Annotated in this window: 16 protein-coding genes; 6 read left to right on the top strand and 10 right to left on the bottom strand. The window is 71.4% G+C overall.

The features are described from left to right. The first annotated feature begins 3 nt into the window (after nucleotides 1-3). Nucleotides 4-450, top strand: coding sequence for a DoxX family protein (locus OG521_23460; GenBank protein ID WUW26775.1), 447 nt, complete (start codon nucleotides 4-6; stop codon nucleotides 448-450). A gap of 130 nt (nucleotides 451-580) precedes the next feature. Here OG521_23460 and OG521_23455 read toward each other — a convergent pair whose 3' ends face one another. The 5 genes from OG521_23455 to OG521_23435 all read right to left on the bottom strand — a co-directional run bounded on the left by OG521_23455 (nucleotide 581) and on the right by OG521_23435 (nucleotide 5,227). Next, nucleotides 581-1,405: an SDR family oxidoreductase gene (locus tag OG521_23455; GenBank protein ID WUW23569.1), complete on the bottom strand. Its 825-nt coding sequence runs from the start codon at nucleotides 1,403-1,405 to the stop codon at nucleotides 581-583. Beyond that, nucleotides 1,402-2,562 (bottom strand): beta-lactamase family protein, encoded by a 1,161-nt coding sequence (locus OG521_23450; GenBank protein WUW26774.1) that lies wholly within the window; start codon nucleotides 2,560-2,562, stop codon nucleotides 1,402-1,404. Before OG521_23450 ends, OG521_23455 begins: the two co-directional genes overlap by 4 nt. Nucleotides 2,563-2,628: 66 nt before the next feature. After that, entirely contained in the window at nucleotides 2,629-3,405 is a 777-nt protein-coding gene (locus OG521_23445; protein ID WUW23568.1) for an energy-coupling factor ABC transporter ATP-binding protein, read from the bottom strand. Then, a complete protein-coding gene (gene cbiQ, locus OG521_23440; GenBank protein ID WUW23567.1) occupies nucleotides 3,402-4,163 on the bottom strand; it encodes a cobalt ECF transporter T component CbiQ in 762 nt (253 codons plus the stop codon). The genes OG521_23445 and cbiQ overlap by 4 nt, the downstream gene beginning before the upstream one ends. Next, on the bottom strand, nucleotides 4,163-5,227 hold the full coding sequence (locus OG521_23435; GenBank protein ID WUW23566.1) for an energy-coupling factor ABC transporter permease: 1,065 nt from the start codon (nucleotides 5,225-5,227) through the stop codon (nucleotides 4,163-4,165). The genes cbiQ and OG521_23435 overlap by 1 nt, the downstream gene beginning before the upstream one ends. 200 nt (nucleotides 5,228-5,427) lie before the next feature. On the opposite strand from OG521_23435, the gene OG521_23430 reads away from it, so the two are divergent. Further along, complete coding sequence (locus tag OG521_23430) at nucleotides 5,428-5,778, top strand: SsgA family sporulation/cell division regulator (protein WUW23565.1); 351 nt, start codon at nucleotides 5,428-5,430, stop codon at nucleotides 5,776-5,778. A gap of 142 nt (nucleotides 5,779-5,920) precedes the next feature. On the opposite strand, the gene OG521_23425 is transcribed toward OG521_23430, so the two are convergent. Both OG521_23425 and OG521_23420 read right to left on the bottom strand, forming a co-directional pair. Then, nucleotides 5,921-8,149, bottom strand: coding sequence for an MMPL family transporter (locus tag OG521_23425; GenBank protein ID WUW23564.1), 2,229 nt, complete (start codon nucleotides 8,147-8,149; stop codon nucleotides 5,921-5,923). A gap of 129 nt (nucleotides 8,150-8,278) precedes the next feature. Next, on the bottom strand, nucleotides 8,279-8,851 hold the full coding sequence (locus tag OG521_23420; protein ID WUW23563.1) for a TetR/AcrR family transcriptional regulator: 573 nt from the start codon (nucleotides 8,849-8,851) through the stop codon (nucleotides 8,279-8,281). A 169-nt stretch (nucleotides 8,852-9,020) separates the two neighbouring features. Here OG521_23420 and OG521_23415 point away from each other — a divergent pair, with 169 nt between their 5' ends. The 3 genes from OG521_23415 to asnB all read left to right on the top strand — a co-directional run bounded on the left by OG521_23415 (nucleotide 9,021) and on the right by asnB (nucleotide 15,726). Continuing rightward, nucleotides 9,021-12,305, top strand: coding sequence for a PDZ domain-containing protein (locus OG521_23415; protein ID WUW23562.1), 3,285 nt, complete (start codon nucleotides 9,021-9,023; stop codon nucleotides 12,303-12,305). A 365-nt stretch (nucleotides 12,306-12,670) separates the two neighbouring features. After that, a complete protein-coding gene (locus OG521_23410) occupies nucleotides 12,671-13,681 on the top strand; it encodes a MarR family transcriptional regulator (GenBank protein WUW23561.1) in 1,011 nt (336 codons plus the stop codon). A gap of 215 nt (nucleotides 13,682-13,896) precedes the next feature. Beyond that, nucleotides 13,897-15,726 (top strand): asparagine synthase (glutamine-hydrolyzing), encoded by a 1,830-nt coding sequence (asnB, locus tag OG521_23405; GenBank protein WUW23560.1) that lies wholly within the window; start codon nucleotides 13,897-13,899, stop codon nucleotides 15,724-15,726. An 84-nt stretch (nucleotides 15,727-15,810) separates the two neighbouring features. On the opposite strand, the gene OG521_23400 is transcribed toward asnB, so the two are convergent. Beyond that, nucleotides 15,811-16,239, bottom strand: a complete 429-nt coding sequence (locus OG521_23400) for a nucleoside deaminase (protein ID WUW23559.1) — start codon at nucleotides 16,237-16,239, stop codon at nucleotides 15,811-15,813. Then, nucleotides 16,236-17,087: an LLM class flavin-dependent oxidoreductase gene (locus tag OG521_23395; GenBank protein ID WUW23558.1), complete on the bottom strand. Its 852-nt coding sequence runs from the start codon at nucleotides 17,085-17,087 to the stop codon at nucleotides 16,236-16,238. Before OG521_23395 ends, OG521_23400 begins: the two co-directional genes overlap by 4 nt. A 94-nt stretch (nucleotides 17,088-17,181) precedes the next feature. Here OG521_23395 and OG521_23390 point away from each other — a divergent pair, with 94 nt between their 5' ends. After that, complete coding sequence (locus OG521_23390; GenBank protein ID WUW23557.1) at nucleotides 17,182-17,643, top strand: Lrp/AsnC family transcriptional regulator; 462 nt, start codon at nucleotides 17,182-17,184, stop codon at nucleotides 17,641-17,643. A gap of 143 nt (nucleotides 17,644-17,786) precedes the next feature. Here the strand turns inward: OG521_23390 and OG521_23385 are convergent, their stop codons facing one another. Then, the gene (locus OG521_23385) at nucleotides 17,787-18,011 is read right to left on the bottom strand and encodes a hypothetical protein (GenBank protein WUW23556.1); all 225 of its coding nucleotides are present in this window, start codon (nucleotides 18,009-18,011) and stop codon (nucleotides 17,787-17,789) included. Between the last annotated feature and the right edge of the window lie 27 nt (nucleotides 18,012-18,038).

The following is an 18,038-nucleotide window of genomic DNA, read 5'->3' as shown; positions in this document are numbered from 1 at the left end:
ATGATGGTCACGCGCCTCGGACGGGCTCAGCCCTACGCGCTCAGCCTGTTCCGGATCGTCGTCGGACTGCTCTTCACCTGCCACGGCATCGCGTCGCTGTTCGGCGTGCTCGGCAGGCCGATGCTCTCCGCGGGCACCTGGCCGGGGTGGTACGCGGCCGTCATCCAACTGGCCGGCGGCACCCTGGTGCTGCTCGGCCTCGGTACGAGAACGGCCGCACTCGTGGGCTCCGGCTCCATGGCGTTCGCGTACTTCGACGTCCACCAGCGGGTGGGGCTGCTGCCGATGCAGAACGGCGGCGAGGCCGCGGCCTTCTTCTGCTGGACGCTGCTGCTGCTCGTCTTCACCGGTCCGGGCGTGCTGGCCGTGGACCGGCTGCCCGTCTTCCGCGGAGCCACCCGGGAGACCGCGCGGGCGCGGCAGGAGCAGCACCTGGGGGTACCCGCCTGAGGGGACGGGTACGTCCGCGCACCGGCCTCCCGGGACTGCCCCCGGGGGGCCGGTGCCGTCTGCGTACGCCCTCGGTCCAGGGCCCGTCCGGCGGATCTTCGTGGGCCCGCGAAGATCCGCCGGACAAGCCCTAAGCCTGGGCGAGCGCCTGCCGGAAGCCCGTGTTCACCGCGGTCAGACCGCCGTCCACGCACAGCGTCGTGCCGGTGATCCAGGCCGCGTCGGGCGAGGCGAGGAAGGCGACGGCGGCCGCGATGTCCTCCGGCTCACCGACCCGTCCGAGCGGATAGAGGTCCCTCACCAGGGCCAGTTCGGCATCCCGGCCCGCCCAGGCGTCGGTGCGGACCGTGCCGGGCGTGACCAGGTTGACCCGGACTCCGCGCGGTCCGGCGTGGCCGGCGAGGGTACGGGTGAGGCTGCCCAGGCCCGCCTTGGCGGCGCTGTAGGCGTGATTGCCGAAGTCCTGCACGCCGTTGACCGAGCCGATGCTGACGATCGCGCCCCGGCCGGACTCCGCGAGATGCGGCAGCGCGGCCCGCGCGCACCGGTAGGCGCCGCCGAGCGTGATGTCCAGGTCGCGCTGCCAGACCTCGTCGGACTCGTCCTCGAAGAGCGGGGCGTCGGGCGCGCACGCGTAGGCGTTGTTGACCAGGACGTCGAGCGTGCCGAACCGCGCGACAGCATGCTCCACCGCCGCCTCCACCGCCGCCCGGTCGGCCACGTCACAGGCCAGGGCCTCGGCCGCGCCGCCGCTCTGCCGGATCTGCGCCGCCACGCGCTCCGCCCGGTCGCCGTCCAGGTCGGTGACCAGGACCCGGGCGCCCTCGGCGGCCAGTCGGCGGGCCGTCGCGGCGCCGATGCCCTGGCCCGCCCCGGTGATGAGTACGCCGTATCCGTCGAAGCGCGCGAGCGCGGCGGGAGCAGGGGCGGGAACTGCGGAGGTCTCAGGAGTCATAGTGCCGAACGTAGTGCGCGCACCAGGGCCTGGGCGCGGGGGTCGGCGGTGACTCCCTTCTGCAGACCGTTCGTCACATAGCCGAAGGCGATGCCGGTCTCGGGGTCGGCGAAGCCGAGCGAGCCGCCCCGGCCGGGGTGTCCGAAGGAGCCCGGGGAGAGCAGCGGGGCCGCCGGTCCGTGCAGCATGTAGCCGAGACCGAAGCGGGTGCCGACGACCAGGACCCGGTCCGGGCCCGCCGACTCCTCGGTGCGGGCCAGGGTGAGGGTGGCCGGGGCGAACAGCCGGTGACCGTCGACCGGGCCGATCATCGCGGCGTAGCAGCGGGCCAGTCCCCGGGCGGTGGCGGTGCCGTTGGACGCGGGGAGTTCGGCGGCCCGGTAGCCGGGGTCGTTCTCGTCGGGGAACGGGTCGATGGCGCCGAAGGCGCGGCGGGTCAGTGAGTCCGGGTCGCGGTAGGCGTCGACGACCGAACGCTTGGGCCGCATCCGCAGCACGCCCGTGCCGTCCCCCGCGGGCGCTTCGACCGGTCCGATGCGGCCGATCCGGTGCGCCTCGTCCGCCGGGATGCCGAACCAGAAGTCCAGGCCGAGCGGGCGGGCGATCTCCTCGGCGACCCAGCGCCCGACGGTCCGGCCGGTGACGCGGCGCACGAGTTCGCCGACGAGCCAGCTGTACGTCTGCGCGTGGTAGCCGTGGTCCGTGCCGGGTTCCCACTGGGGGCGCTGGGCGGCGACGGCCCGCGGCCCGCTCACCCCGTCGGCCGCCTCGGCGGGGGTCAGCGGCCGGTCCAGGGCCGGGACGCCGGCCCGGTGGGCGAGGAGGTGGCGGACGAGGACGCGTTCCTTGCCGTTCGCCTTGAACTCCGGCCAGTACGTGCCGACCGGGGCGTGCAGATCGATCTGGCCGCGCTGGTGCAGCATCAGCGGAACGGCCGCCGCGATGCCCTTGCCCGCCGAGCGGACGATCTGCACGGTGTCGACGGCCCACGGTTCGGCGCCGTCGACATCCCTGGTGCCGGCCCACAGGTCGACGACCTTGTAGCCGTGCCGGTAGACGGTGACCGCTGCCCCGCGGTCACCGCGCTGCTCGAAGTTACGGATGAAAGCATCCCGGACCGGTTCGAATCCGGGCGCCGCCGTGCCCCGTACGTCCACGCCTGTTCCTGCGCTCCCGCTCATCCTCCCATGGTGCATGGCGCCGCAGGTCGGACGAGGGGCGGGTCACCCGATGTTCACCGTCACGGAACGCGGGTCGAATCCGAAGGGGAGCTCCAGCCGGTGGGCGCGCATCAGTTCCTCGTCGCACAGGAGGTCCTGGGTGCGGTCGTCGGCGGCGATGACGCCGTCGCTGAGGATGACCGCGCGGCCGCAGAGCTCCAGCGCGTACGGCAGGTCGTGCGTCACCATCAGCACGGTGACGTCCAAGGACCGCAGGATGTCGGCGAGTTCGCGGCGGGAGGCCGGGTCCAGGTTGGAGGAGGGTTCGTCCAGGACGAGGATCTCCGGCCGCATGGCGAGGACCGTGGCGACGGCGACGCGGCGGCGCTGGCCGAAGGAGAGGTGGTGCGGCGGCCGGGCCGCGAACTCCTCCATGCCGACCTGCTTGAGGGCCTCGGTGACGCGCTCCTCCAGTTCGGCGCCGCGCAGCCCGCCGGAGGCGGGTCCGAAGGCGACGTCCTCGCGGACGGTGGGCATGAAGAGCTGGTCGTCGGGGTCCTGGAAGACGATGCCGACGCGGCGGCGGATCTCGGCGAGGTTGCGCTTCTCGACGGGGAGTCCGGCGACCCGGACGCTGCCGGCGCCCGCGTCGAGGATGCCGTTGAGGTGGAGGACGAGGGTGGTCTTGCCGGCGCCGTTCGGGCCGAGCAGGGCGACGCGCTCGCCGCGCGCGACGGTCAGGTCGACGCCGAAGAGCGCCTGGTGGCCGTCGGGGTAGGCGTAGGCGAGACCGCTGACCTCCAGGGACGGCGGTACGGGAGTGGCGGGGGGCTGGCTCATACGGTCCATCCCAGCAGACACACGACGAGGGCGAGCACGGGGAGTGCCGAGGCGTACGCCCACTGGGTGCGGGAGGCCGTCACCTCGTCGATGACGGGCATGGTGCCGGTGTAGCCGCGGCTGACCATCGCGAGGTGGACGCGTTCGCCGCGTTCGTACGAGCGGATGAAGAGGGCGCCCGCCGACTTGCCGAGGACACCCCACTGCCGTATGCCGCGCGCCTCGAATCCGCGCGAGCGGCGGGCGATGGACATCCGGCGCATCTCGTCGGTGATCACGTCGCCGTACCGGATCATGAAGGAGGCGATCTGGACGAGCAGCGGGGGCAGCTTCAGGCGCTGGAGGCCGAGCAGCAGCGAGCGCAGTTCGGTGGTGGAGGCCAGCAGTACGGATGCGGCGACGCCGAGGGTGCCCTTGGCGAGGACGTTCCAGGCGCCCCAGAGTCCGGGGACGCTGACGGAGAGCCCGAGCACGTGGGTCTGCTCGCCGGGCACGACGAACGGCATGAGCAGGGCGAACGCGACGAACGGCACCTCGATCAGCAGCCGCTTGAGGAGGAAACCGGCCGGGACGCGGGCCACGGCGGCGGCCCCCGCGATCAGCAGCGCGTACAGCCCGAAGGCCCACACCGCCTCGCGCGGGGTGGTGACGACGACCACGACGAACGCGAAGACCGCGGCGAGTTTGCAGTGCGGCGGCAGGTCGTGGACCGGCGAGTGCCCGTGCCGGTAGAGCTTGTGGGCGTGCCCGGCGCCCATCAGACCTTCTCGTCGGTACGGGAGTCGCTGCCCGCGGGCTCGTCGCTCGTACGGCGACGGCGGCTGACCACGTAGAACGCACCGCTGCCGACGACGAGGGTGGCGCCGACGCCGATGATGCCGGCCAGTCCGCCGGAGAGCCGGGCGTCGGAGACGTCCTTGACGCCGTAGTCGGCGAGCGGGGAGTCCTTGGCCGCGTGGTCCTTGGCCTCCTTGTCGATGCCCTGGTCGGTGGCGACCTTCTCCAGGCCGTCCGGGTTGGCGGAGGCGTAGAAGGAGACGAAGCCGGCCAGCACGAGGGCGGTGACCAGGCCGGTCACCCACAGGCCCTTGGTCGGGCGGTGGGCGGCGGCGGGCGCGGCAGCCGGGGCGGGGGCGTCGATGAGTTCGCCGCCGACACGGAGCTTGAGCGGGGCGGTGAGGCCGCGTGCGCCGTGGACGAGGTCGGGGCGGACGGCGATGACGGCGCCGACGGTCAGCGCGGTGATCGCGGCCTCGCCGATGCCGATCAGGACGTGGACCCCGACCATCGCGGTGAAGACCTTGCCGATCGGGATGTCGGTGGTGCCGCCGATCCAGTACATGAGGGTGAACGCGACGGCCGCGGCCGGTACGGAGACCAGCGCGGCGACGAAGGAGGCGGCGGTCGTGGAGCGGCGGGTGCGCGGCAGCACGCCGACCAGGCCGCGGAAGAGCGCGTACGCGACGACGGTGGTCACGACGCCCATGTCGAGGATGTTCACGCCGAGCGCGGTGAGCCCGCCGTCGGCGAAGAGGATGCCCTGCATCAGCAGCACGACCGATATGCACAGGACCCCGGTGTACGGACCGACCAGGATGGCGGCCAGCGCCCCGCCCAGCAGGTGCCCGCTGGTGCCCGCGGCGACGGGGAAGTTCAGCATCTGCACGGCGAAGATGAAGGCGGCGACGAGGCCGGCCAGCGGCGCGGTGCGCTCGTTCAGTTCGCGCCGGGCCCCCTTGAGGCTGACGGCCACGGCACCGGCGGCCACGACACCGGCCACGGCGGAGACGGGTGCATTGATGAATCCGTCGGGTACATGCATGGGGGAGGCTCCGCTTCCTGCGTTCCTGCATTGCTGCGCGGGGTCATGAACCTCTCAATGATAGGGCCTTATTGCGAAGCCTTCGCAAGAGCGCCTTTGTCACAACTGCCCAGGGTTCTCACAGTGCTCTTTACCGAAAATATGGGACATTAGAGGACGAACACCTATAAAAAATGCGTGAACGCAGGAGGAGCCGGCCCATGTCCCCCGTGATCAAAGAACATGCCCGAGCCCGGCTCGTCACCGACGCCCGCGACCTCCCCGTGGTCCCGGTCGAACTCCGCTACGACAGCGCCGACGCCCCCGAGACCATCCGCATCACCTTCCCCGGCGGCGCGGTCTGGGCCGTCGGGCGGGAGCTGCTGGAGCGCGGGCTGCGCGCCCCCGTCGAACACGACAGCTTCCGGATCTGGCCGTGCGGCAGGGTCCAGCTGGTCGTGGAACGCCATACGGCGGACGGCGTCGAGGTGGTGCAGTTCGACAGCGCCCCGCTGATCCGTTTCCTGCGGCGGACGCACCGCGGGATCACGGCCGAGACCGCGCGCGCCTGACCCGCCTCATGGCGAGAGCCCCCGTGCACATGTGCACGGGGGCTCTCGTCGCTCCGGCCCCCCGTCCCCACAGGTAACCGGCGCTTCCGGGGCCGCGCTCCGCTCAGACGCGGCCCCGGAGTCCAGCGGCTCGAAGAGCGGCTCAGACGCGGCTCAGCTCACGCTCGCCGCCGGCGTCCGGGCCCGCGTCGTCCGCGGGGGCGTCGGAGAGCTCCTTGCGCAGCCCCTCACCCTCGACGTCCACGTTGGGCAGTGCCCGGTCCAGCCAGCGCGGCAGCCACCAGGCGCGCTTCCCGAGCAGGGCGAGGACCGCGGGCACGATGGCCATGCGGACGACGAACGCGTCGAAGAAGACGGCGATAGCGAGGGAGAAGCCGATCATCTTGATCATCTGCTCGCTGGAGCCGATGAATCCGGAGAAGACCGCCATCATGATCACGGCCGCGGCCGTGACGACCCTGGCGCCGTGCTTGAAGCCGGTGACGATGGCCTGGCCGGGCTTCTCGCCGTGGACGTACGCCTCGCGCATCCGGGTCACGAGGAAGACCTCGTAGTCCATCGCGAGACCGAAGACGACACCCACCATGAAGATCGGCATCATCGACATGATCGGACCGGTCTGCTCCACCCCGAAGAGCGAGCCGAGCCAGCCCCACTGGAAGACCGCGACGACCGCGCCCAGGGCCGCGACGACCGAGAGCAGGAAGCCGAGCGCCGCCTTCAGCGGCACCAGGATCGACCGGAAGACCACCATCAGCAGCAGGAAGGCGAGGCCGACGACGAGCGCCAGGTACGGCAGCAGCGCGTCGTTCATCTTCTGCGAGAAGTCGATGTTCATCGCGGTGGCACCGGTGACCAGGACCTCGGCGCCGGTGTCGGACTTGATGTCCTTGCCCGCGTCACGGATGGCGTGGACCACGTTCTCCGTGTCGACGGAGCTCGGCCGGTCCTTCGGGACGACGGTGATCATCGCCGCGTCGCCGGCCTTGTTGAAGGTGGCCGGGGTGACCGCGACGACACCCTTCATGCCGGAGATCTCGTCACCGACCTGCTTGGCCGCGGTCTTGCCGTCGGAGCTGTTCGCCGTGTCGACGACGACCAGCAGCGGGCCGTTGAAGCCGGGGCCGAAGCCCTCGGAGAGCAGGTCGTAGGCACGGCGCTGGGTGGTGCTGGTGGGCTGGGAGCCGTCGTCCGGCAGACCCATCTCCAGCGACGCGGCCGGTACGGCGATCGTGCCGAGGCCGATGACACCGACGAGCAGCACCCACACCGGCTTGCGCAGCACGAACCGCGCCCAGCGGGTACCCATGTTCGGCTTGGCGTCGGGCCTGTTCTCGGCCTCCGCGGCCTTGCGCGCCTTGCGCCCCATGACCCGCTTGCCCACGAAGCCCAGCATGGCCGGGACGAGGGTGAGGGCGATGAGGACGGCGATCGCGACCGTGCCGGCCGCGGCGAAGCCCATCTTCGACAGCATCGGGATGTTGACGACCGCGAGGCCGACCAGGGCGATGACGACGGTGAGCCCGGCGAAGACGACCGCGGAACCCGCGGTGCCGACCGCACGGCCCGCCGCCTCCTCGCGTTCCCGGCCCTCGGCCAGTTCGGCGCGGTAGCGGGAGACGATGAAGAGCGCGTAGTCGATGCCGACCGCGAGGCCGATCATCATCGCGAGCGTCGAGGTGGTCGAGCCGAGGTCCAGCACGTTGGCCAGTGCCGTGATCGACGAGACGCCGATGCCGACCCCGATCAGCGCGGTGAGCAGTGGCAGCCCCGCCGCGATGAGCGAACCGAAGGTGATGACGAGCACCACCGCGGCCAGCGCGATACCGATGACCTCGGTGGCCCCGGTCTCCGGCATCACCTGGAGCGCGTCACCGCCGATCTCCACGGTCATCCCGCTCTTCTGCGCCGCCTCGCCCGAGTCCTCCAGGGAGTCCCGGGTGGCGTCGGTCAGCTCCATCGAGTTGACCTTGTACGTCACCGAGATGTACGCGGTCGAGCCGTCCTTGGAGACGGCCTTGCCTGCGTACGGGTCGACGACCGAGGCGATCTGGTCCGAGCCGGACTTCAGCTCGGCGGTGATCTTGTTGACCTCGGCCTTGTTGGCCGGGTCCGACATCTTCTGGCCCTCGGGGGCCTTGAAGACGATGCGCGCGGTCGCGCCGTCGGCGCTGGAGGCGGGGAATCGCTGTTCCAGCAGGTCGAAGGCCTTCTGCGCCTCCGTACCCGGGATCGAGAAGGAGCTGGAGGTGGCGGTGGACGCGGAGGCCGCGCCGAATCCGGCGAGTGCCAGCAGTGCCACCCAGATCAGGGCGACATAGCGGCGGCGCCGGAAGGCGAGCCGTCCGAGCTTGTAAAGGAATGTGGCCACGGAGGCGTACTCCCGGTCAGGTCGTTGAGTGGAAATGGGCGTGAGGAACCAGCCCGACGACGAGAGCGGCGTGTCAGGTGGGGCTTGGGGAGGGGGCCGTACGTGCCGTGGGGACGGCAGGGACGGCTGTCAGACTCCGAGAGCGGGGAGGATCACGGAGTCGAGATAGTCGAAGAGGAACGCCTGGTCCACCGGGCGGTCCTCCACCAGCTGCCGAGCGGCGAACGCGCCGATCAGCATGTGCGGCAGATACTTCAGCGCCGGATTGTCCGGACGCAGCTCTCCCCGGTCCACGGCTCGGCGCAGCAGCAGGTCGAGACCGGTCATCTCCGGTTCGATCAGCAGCTCGCGCAGGGCCTGCAGCAGGTCGGGGTTCTCGTGAACGGCATGGCTCAGACCCCGCATCAGCGCGGAGTCCTTCTCCATCTGGCAGTCGTCGCTCCGGCCCAGGACGGCATGGAAGTCACCGCGCAGCGAGCCGGTGTCGACCTCGCCGAGGGAAACGGGCTTGTTGTGCCGCAGAGCTGTGACGACGAGGGTCGGCTTGCTCCCCCACTGGCGGTAGAGGGTGGCCTTGCTGGAATGGGTACGTGCGGCGACGGCGTCCATCGTGAGGGCGTCGTAGCCGACCTCGCGGAGCAGGTCGAGCACGGCGGCGTACAGCTCGCTCTCACGCTCGGGCGTGAGCCGTGTGCGTGCCATGTGTCGACCTCCTGTTCCCTCGAGCCCGGTCCATCAGTACGTCAGTCCATCGAACGAAACTGTTTCGTACACATCGACGGTACCCCGCCGACCCAGCGAAACGAAATCGTTTCGCTTGTGTTCCGCACCACAAGTTGCCGCGGCCCCCTCACGCGGAAAGCATTGGGGGGTGAGTGACGACGTCTCGTATCTCCGGTTCCCGCACCTCCACGAGGATCTGCTCTGCTTCGCCGCAGAGGACGATCTCTGGGTCGCCCCCCTCGCCCCCGAGGGCGAGGTGCCCGGACGCGCCTGGCGCCTGACCGTCGACCGCACCAGAGTCAGCCATCCGCGCTTCTCCCCCGACGGGACCCGGATCGCCTACACGACCTGGCGCAGCCTCGACCCCGAGATCCATCTGGCACCGGTGGCCGGCGGCCCGGCCCGCCGGCTCACCTACTGGGGCTCGACGGACGCCCGGGTCTGCGGCTGGACCCCCGACCCGGGCGACGCCGCGCAGATCCTCGCCGTGTCCTCGCACAACCAGCCGTTCTCGTACTTCTCCTGGGCCTACAGCGTGCCCACCGACGGCAGCCCCGGCGGCCGGCTGCCGTGGGGCCCGGTCTCCGACATCGCGGTCACCGACGTCGAAGGCGAGCGGCGCACCCTGCTGCTCACCGGCACACCGCCGCACGAACCCGCCGCCTGGAAGCGGTACCGGGGCGGGGCGACGGGACGGCTGTGGCTGCACGGCGAGCGGCTGCTCCCGGACATCGACGGGCACCTCGCATCCCCGATGTTCGTCGGGGGCCGCATCGCCTTCCTCTCCGACCACGAGGGCGTCGGCAACCTCTACTCCTGCCGGCCCGACGGCACCGATCTGCGCCGCCACACGGACCACGACGCGTTCTACGCCCGGCACGCCTCCAGCGACGGGCGGCGGGTCGTCTACCAGTGCGCGGGCGAGGTGTGGCTGGTCGACGACCTGGAGTCGCCCGACGCCGTGCCCCGGAAGCTGGAGGTCCGCCTCGGCGGCCCGCGCGCGGGACGTCGTACGTACCAGGTACCGGCCGCCAGCAACGTCGACTCGCTCTCGGTCGACGAGACCGGCCGCGCCAGCGCCGTGTCCGTCCGCGGCAGCCTCTACTGGCTCACCCACCGCGACGGCCCCGCCCGCACCATCTCGGACACCCCCGGTGTGCGCGTACGGCTGCCGGAGATGCTCGGCAGCAGTGGCCAGGTCGCGTACGTCACCGACGCGGAGGGCGAGGACGCGATCGAGATCGCCTCCCTGCCGCGGGCCAGCGGCGACCGCGCACCGCGCCGGCTCGCCTCCGGCCTGGTCGGCCGGGTCCAGGAGCTGATCGCCGACCCGGACGGCGAACGCCTGGCGATCGCCTCGCACGACGGCCGGCTGCTCCTGCTGGACACCGACGAGGAGACGTCCACCGGCGAACCCACCGAGCTGATCCGCTCCGTCAACGGTCCGGTCCGCGATCTGGCGTTCTCGCCTGACGGCGCCTGGCTGACCTGGTCGCACCCAGGCATCGGGCGCTCGCTGCGCAAGATCAAGCTCGCCCGCATCCAGGGGACCGGCGCCCCGGTCATCGTCGACGTCACCAACGGCCGCTTCGAGGACGAGAACCCCGTCTTCACGGGCGACGGGCGCTATCTGGCCTTCCTCTCCTGGCGCGGCTTCGACCCGGTCTACGACGTGCACACCGGGGACCTCTCCTTCCCCCTGGGCTGCCGCCCGTACCTGGTCCCGCTCTCCTCCGCGACCCCGTCCCCCTTCGCCCTGTCCCCCGACGGACGGCCGGCCGCGGGCGGCCTCGACCCGGTGGACTCCGACGAGGCGGGCACGGCCGAGGGCTCCACGGTCACCGTCGAGTTCGAGGGCCTGGAGAACCGGGTCACCCCCTTCCCGGTCTCCGCCTCCAAGTACTCGGCGCTGTACCCGGTCAGCGGCGGAGGGCTGGTCTGGCTGCGCTGGCCGATCTCCGGCGCGCTCGGCGAGACGTTCGCCAACCCGGCGGACATGTCGGGCCGCCCGACACTGGAGCACTTCAGTATCGCCAAGGCGAAGAAGACCGAACTCGTCGACCACCTCGACTGGTTCGCCGTCAGCGGCGACGCCTCCCGGCTCGTCGTCATGGACGACGGCGAACTGCGCGCCGTCCCCGCGACCGAGCCCGGCGACAACGACTCCACCGTCTACCTGGACCTGCGCCGCATCCTGCACGAGGCGGACCCGCCGGCGGAGTGGCGGCAGGCGTACGGGGAGGCGGGGCGCCTCATCCGCTCCTACTTCTGGGAGCCGGACATGTGCGGCATCGACTGGCCGGCGATCCTGGACCAGTACCGCCCCCTGGTCGAACGGGTCGCCACACCCGACGAGTTCGCCGACCTCCTCCGCGAGGTCCTGGGCGAGCTGGGCACGTCCCACGCCTACGTCTCCCCCGCCCGCCGCAACGAGGGCCCGCCCCACTACCAGCGCGCGATCGGCCTGCTCGGCGCCAACATCGCCTGCCGGGACGGCGACTGGACCCTGACCCGGATCCTGCCGGGCGACTCATCGGACTCCAAGGCCCGCTCGCCACTGGCCGGTACGGGCATCCGCGAGGGCGCGGTCCTCACCCACGTGGACGGCCGCCCGGTCGACCCGGTCACCGGCCCCTACCCCCTGCTCTCCGCCGCGGGCGGCACCACGGTCGAACTGACCTTCCGCCCGGCCGAGGGCGAGGGCCGCTCCCGCCGCGTGGCGATCGTCCCGCTGGTCGACGAACGCCCGCTGCGCTACCAGGACTGGGTGGCCAAGCGCCGCGAGGTCGTCCGCGAACTGAGCGGCGGCCGCTGCGGCTACCTCCACATCCCCGACATGGGCGGCTCCGGCTGGGCCCAGTTCAACCGCGACCTGCGCCTGGAGGTCTCGCGCCCGGCGCTGATCGTCGACGTGCGCGGCAACGCGGGCGGCCACATCAGCGAGTTGGTCATCGAGAAACTCACCCGCACGATCCTCGGCTGGGACCTCACCCGGGACGCCCAGCCCGTCTCGTACGCCTCCAACGCCCCCCGGGGCCCGGTCGTCGCCCTGGCCGACGAGGCGACATCCTCCGACGGCGACATGATCACCGCCGCGTTCCGCCTGCTGAAGCTGGGCCCGGTGGTGGGCCAGCGCACGTGGGGCGGCGTGGTCGGCATGACGGGCCGCCACCGCCTGGGCGACGGCACGGTGATCACGGTCCCGATGAACGCGGCCTGGTTCGACACGTACGGCTGGTCCGTGGAGAACCACGGCGTGGAACCGGACCTGGAGGCGCTGCGCACCCCCCTGGACTGGGCGGAGGGCAGGCACGCGGTACTGGACGACGCGGTCCGGGTCGCCCTGGACCTGCTGGCAGCGCACCCCCCGGCGACACCGCCGACGTACGACACGGCCCCGAACAGGCGGCGGCCGCCGCTGCCGCCGAGGTAGGGGCGACGGGGCGCTTCGGGGCTCGGGGCCCGGGGATCGGAACTCGGGCATCGAGCTCCGAGCCCCGGCCCCCGAGCCCCGGAGGCCCTGTTCACTCTTTCGTGGGTACGTGACGGGGGGCTCGCCCCGAGTCTCGAACGTCGGGATTCGAGCGATGCCTGACAACCGGCAGGTAAAGGAAAGGGGTTGGGGAAACCTCCCCCACCTCCCCGACCCGTAACGGCGAGCAAGTGTGACCGTTTGTGACCGACTTGCGGCGCAGAGTCGCGACTGCTTACGGTGCCTCAACGTAACGACCCCGACGCGGTGTTGAAGCACCGGCCGGGGTCTCACCCCAAGATCGAAAACCAAGGAACACCGATCTCGTGGCTATCCAGAACCTTAGCTCCGCCCTGCCGACACCCGCAGTCCCCGCCTCGCACCCGAAGGCCGGCCCCGGCTACGGCAAACGCTCCGTCCCGGACCAGCGCCCGCCCCGGGCCGACGACTTCACGCTCCTCCCGGAGCGGGAGCGGTACATCGCCGGATACGTCGACCAGCTCCCCGAGGGCGCGGCGATGAACATCAAGTCCCTCGCCAAGTGCCAGCCGCTGTACGGACAGATGGCGGTCGGCAGCGCGCTGCGGGCCCTGGGCGTGGCCGGACACCTGCGCCACGCGCGGTGCGCGGTCGGCGAGGGCGACCAGGTCCGCTGGGTCACCCGCACCTTCTGGTCGCGCACGGCCCGGGACAACGAGTGGTGGAACACATACCTCACCGCCGAGGCGGAACACCGCGCGCCACAACCAGTGGCCGCGCCGCCCACGCCCCCTCCCCCGTGGGTCCCGGCCGAACCCGAACCGCTCGTAGCGGCTGCGCCGGAGCCGCCCGCCCCGGTCGTACCGAAGCAGCGCACCGCCCCGGCGGACGCGTCACCCGCCTACCTCGCCCTGACCCGCCTGGGCCCCGCCGACAAACGCCTGGGCCTCTCCGAGGACGACTGCCGGGAGCTGGAGGAGCTGGCCGCCGAATGGTTCGCACGCGGCGTGAACACCGACTACCTCGTCCACACCGTCACGGCGGGACTGCCCGAGACGGTCGACTCGCCGCTCGGCTTCGTCCGGAAGCGCCTCGTCACCAAGCTCCCGCCCCGCCTGCCCGCCGCCGCGACAACCGCACCGGCGGGCGGCACTCCAGCACCCCGTCTGATGGCCGAGTGCACCGACTGCGGCGCGCCCGGCAAGGCGGAGGCGTTCCGGGACGGCCTGTGCGGACCCTGCCGCCACCCCGCCCGGAACCCCGACGCCGCCGGCCCGGCTTCCGCCGGGGAGCCCGGCATCGAGCGCGACATCCAGGCCCACGTGAAGCGGCTCCGCGAACAGCTGAGACTGCGCTGAGACGTGCAGGACCTTCCGGGCGCGAACGCCTCGTCGCAGCCCCGTCGCGCGATTGGCTCAAAGTTTTTCGCGCCGCACGAAACCTGCCGTTAACAGGAATTTACCTGTCTGAAATGCCACACAGGCAATCGGCGACTCGACGTGGACTCGTTGCATGTATAGGGCAACAGTCGTCTGGGGCAACCCTCTTCGATCGAGTGAATCGAGGTTCTCGCATGTGCGGAATCACCGGCTGGGTCTCCTACCGCCGCGATCTGACGCAACACCAGGACAGCATCGACGCCATGACGCAGACCATGTCGTGCCGTGGTCCCGACGCCACCGGCGTATGGGTGTCGCCCCACGCCGCCCTCGGGCACCGGCGCCTCGCCGTGATCGATCTGCCGGGCGGCGCGCAGCCGATGACGGTGGCGACCCCCGAAGGCCCGGTCTGCATGGTCTACTCCGGCGAGGCGTACAACTTCACCGAGCTGCGCTCGGAACTGCGCCGCGCCGGACAGCGGTTCGACACCGACTCCGACACCGAAGTGGTGCTGCGGGGCTACCTCGTGTGGGGCGAGCAGCTCGTGGACCACCTCAACGGCATGTACGCCTTCGCCATCTGGGACGCGCGGACCGAGCGCCTGGTGATGATCCGCGACCGGATGGGCATCAAGCCGTTCTACTACTACGAGACCGAGGACGGCGTCATCTTCGGCTCGGAGCCCAAGGCGATCCTGGCCAATCCCGCCGTCGCCCCCGTCGTCGGTCTCGACGGCCTGCGGGTGCTCTTCGCCGGGGCCAAGATCCCCGGCGCCGCTGTCTGGGAAGGCATGCACGAGGTGCGGCCCGGCGAGATCATCGTCCTCGACCGCGGCGGAATCCGCCGCCACACGTACTGGCAGCTGCATTCCGAGCCGCACACCGACAGCAAGGACCAGACGGTCGCCCACGTACGCGAGTTGCTCGACGACATCGTTCAGCGCCAGCTCGTCGCCGACGTGCCCCGCTGCACGCTGCTGTCCGGCGGCCTGGACTCCTCCGCGCTCATCGCTCTGTCCCAGATCCATCTCGCACCCCAGGGCGAGACCGTGCGCAGCTTCGCCGTCGACTTCCCGGACCAGGACAAGCACTTCCAGGCCATCGACATCGCGCCCACCCAGGACACCCCCTACGTCCACGCCCTCGCCGAACACGTGGGCTGCGCCCACCAGGACATCGTCCTGGACGGGGCGGCCCTGTCGGCCCCGGAGGTCCGCCGCGCGGCTGTCGGCGCCCGCGACCTGCCGACCGGCATCGGCGACCGCGACAACTCCCTCTACCTGCTCTTCGCCGCGGTCCGCCGCCACTCCACCGTGGCGCTGTCCGGCGAGTCGGCGGACGAGGTGTTCGGCGGCTACCCGTGGTTCCACGACGAGCGGCGGTACGCCGACACCTTCCCCTGGCTGGCGGGCTCGAACTCACTGGTCGATTCGGGCAGCCAGATCAGCGAGGACCTCAGGCCCGCCCTCGGCCTCGCCGACTACGTCGCCGAGAGCTACCGCACAGCCGTCGCGGAGACGCCCCTCCTGGACGGTGAGACCGGCCTCGACCAGCGGATGCGGGTGGTCAGCTACCTCCACCTGACCCACATGGTGCAGGTCCTCCTGGACCGCAAGGACCGGATGAGCATGGCTGTCGGCCTGGAGGTCCGCGTCCCGTTCTGCGACCACCGTCTCGTGCAGTACGTCTTCAACGCCCCCTGGTCCCTCAAGACCTTCGACGGCCGCGAGAAGAGCCTGCTGCGCGCAGCCACCCGGGACGTCCTGCCCGAGTCGGTCGCCAACCGCAAGAAGAGCGGATACCCCGGCACGTTCGACCCCGCCTATGTCGAGGCCATCCAGTCCCAGGGGGCCGGCCTGCTGCGGTCCGGGCACACGGCGACGGACCTGGTCAACCGTGAGCGCCTCACCGAGGCCACCAGCCTCCCGGCCGCCGACCTGAACCAGCAGCAGCGGATGCTCCTGGAACGGACCCTCGACCTGGGGGCGTGGTTCGACCTTCACCACCCGACGGTCAAGGTCTGACCCCGGCGAGGAGTCCGGTACCGGCAGGGGCCCGCGGCTCGCACCACACCGCCTTGCCGTGCGGCCCCTGCACAGAGCAGCGGGTCAGCCGTAGTACGGCTCCATCACCGCCCGTACCTCCTCCAGCAGCTCCGGTCCCTCCTGCGGCACGGGCGGGCGGCCGTTGCCCGGCCTGATGTCCAGGAGCTGTTCGCCGGACAGGGCGAACACCACGCGGCGCAGCCCCGCCTGCTGGATGGCCGCCTCGCACATCGGGCACGGCTGGCAGCTGGTGTACATCGTGGTGGCCGCCGCCGTGGGCGCGTCCAGTTCTCTCGCCGCCCATCGCGCGAGCTTCAGTTCGGGGTGTGCGGTGATGTCCCGGTCGGTGAGCGTCGTGTTGCGGTCCTCCGCGAGGACCGTCCCGTCCGGTCCCGTCAGCAGCGAGCCGAACGGTGGATTGCCGCTGTCGCGCGCCTCGGCCGCGAGGGCGATGGCGCGCCGGAGGAGGGTGTGGTCGTCGGGCGTGGTCATGACTGCTCCTTCAGCTGGAGGTGCGCGGCCACCGTGGCGAGTGCCTGCTGGGCAGGCTCCGGGTTGCTGGTCTCGCGGGGGTCGCCGTTGTACGGGTCGAGGACGACCGTGTCGGCGCCCAGCAGCCGCAGCTGGTCGAGGTCGTCCATGATCTGGTCGATCGTTCCCTCGCCGGCGAGGCGTTGCGGGCCGTCGACCGGGGCCGGGGCGGGACGGAGCACGATCCGGGGAGCGAAGGCGGGCACGGGGAGGCCCTGTTCGTACGCGGTCGACCTCAGCCGGTCCGCGGCTTCCCGCAGCCAGGGCATCGTGCAGCGCAGCGGGTGCCAGGCGTCACCGAGCCGCACGGCCCGGCGGATGCCCGCGTCGCTGTTGCCGCCGACCCACAGCGGGATCTTCCCGCTTCCGTACGCGGTCGTGTCGGACCAGGCGGCGCGCATGTCCCGCAGGGTCGTGTCGGTCAGTCGTCCCCGCTGTTCGAAGGGGATGCCGAGGGCCGCGAACTCCTGCCGCGCCCAGCCCACCCCCACGCCGAGGACCAGCCGGCCGCCGCTGAGCGCGTTCAGGTTGGCCGCCATCCGGGCGGTGAGCAGCGGGTGCCGGTAGGGGGCGATGAGGACCGTCGTGCCGAGCCGGATCCTGGTGGTGAGGCCGGCAAGCCAGGACAGGGTGGTGAAGGGCTCGTAGAAGGGGGCCGGGTACTGCTCGGCGACGTCGGGCGTGATGGCGATGTGGTCGGAGACCATCAGCAGGTCGAAGCCCAGTCCCTCCACGGTCCGGGCCCAGTCGTGCAGGACTCCGGGGTCGGTGCCGGGTCCGAAGTTGAGGACGTTCACTCCGATCTTCACAGGGGCGAGCCTAGCCAGGCCGTACCGGCGGGCAGAAGGGATTCCTGCCTGTCCGGGCGGAGTTCACCCGTGGATCCCCCGGTAATCTGCGCGAATGGCCGAGAATCTTGATGCGACCGACTGGGCGATACTCGACGAGCTCCAGCGGGACGGCAGGATCGCCTTCACGGAGCTGGCCCGGCGGGTGAACCTGAGCGCGTCGGCGACGACGGAGCGGGTGCGGAGGCTGGAGGCGGCCGGGGTCGTCACGGGGTACCGGGCCGAGGTGGATCTGGAGCGGGCCGGATACGTGGCCCTGGCGGTCGTCCGGCTGAAGTACCCGGGGAGCCGGCACGAGCCGCTGCACCGGATGCTCCGGGAGCGGCCGGAGATCCTGGAATGTCTGCGTACCACCGGGGACGACTGCTACGTCCTGAAGGTGGCGGCCACCTCGATGGCGCACCTGGAGGAAATCGTCGACGCGCTGGCCGAGTTCGGGAGCACGACCACCAATCTCGTCTTCAGCCGGACGCTGCCGCCGCGCGGCCCGCGAGAGCCCCGCGCCCGGACTTCGTAGGGCCAACGTTCTTTTGTGCGAGCGCAGTTCGCCGTCCGGCCCGTGCCGCACCGAGCAGCGGCCGGGCACCCGCGCCACGCGGAAGGGCGTACCCGGAACGAACCGGGTACGCCCCTCGACACGCAACGCTCAGCAGCGCGACGTCAACGGTCGAAGCGCTCCCGCACGTCGTCCGCCGCACCCTGGGCGCGGTCGCGACCCTGCTCGGACGCCTGGCGGGCACGGTCGGACACGTCCTGACGACGGTCCTGGCCCTGGTCCTGGCGCTGACCCTGACGCCGGTCTTCGCCCTTGCCGCCCTTCATCTTCTTCTGACCCTGGTCGGCAAGCTCCTGCGCCTTGTCCTTGAACTGGTCGGCGATGCCCATGCTGTTCACTCCTATGTGGGGGTGCGT

This window comes from Streptomyces sp. NBC_01463 (genome assembly GCA_036227345.1).
In the GTDB taxonomy this organism is placed as follows: domain Bacteria; phylum Actinomycetota; class Actinomycetes; order Streptomycetales; family Streptomycetaceae; genus Streptomyces.
Note: the sequence above shows the minus strand (reverse complement) of the source record. Positions and strands in the feature narration are given on the sequence as shown.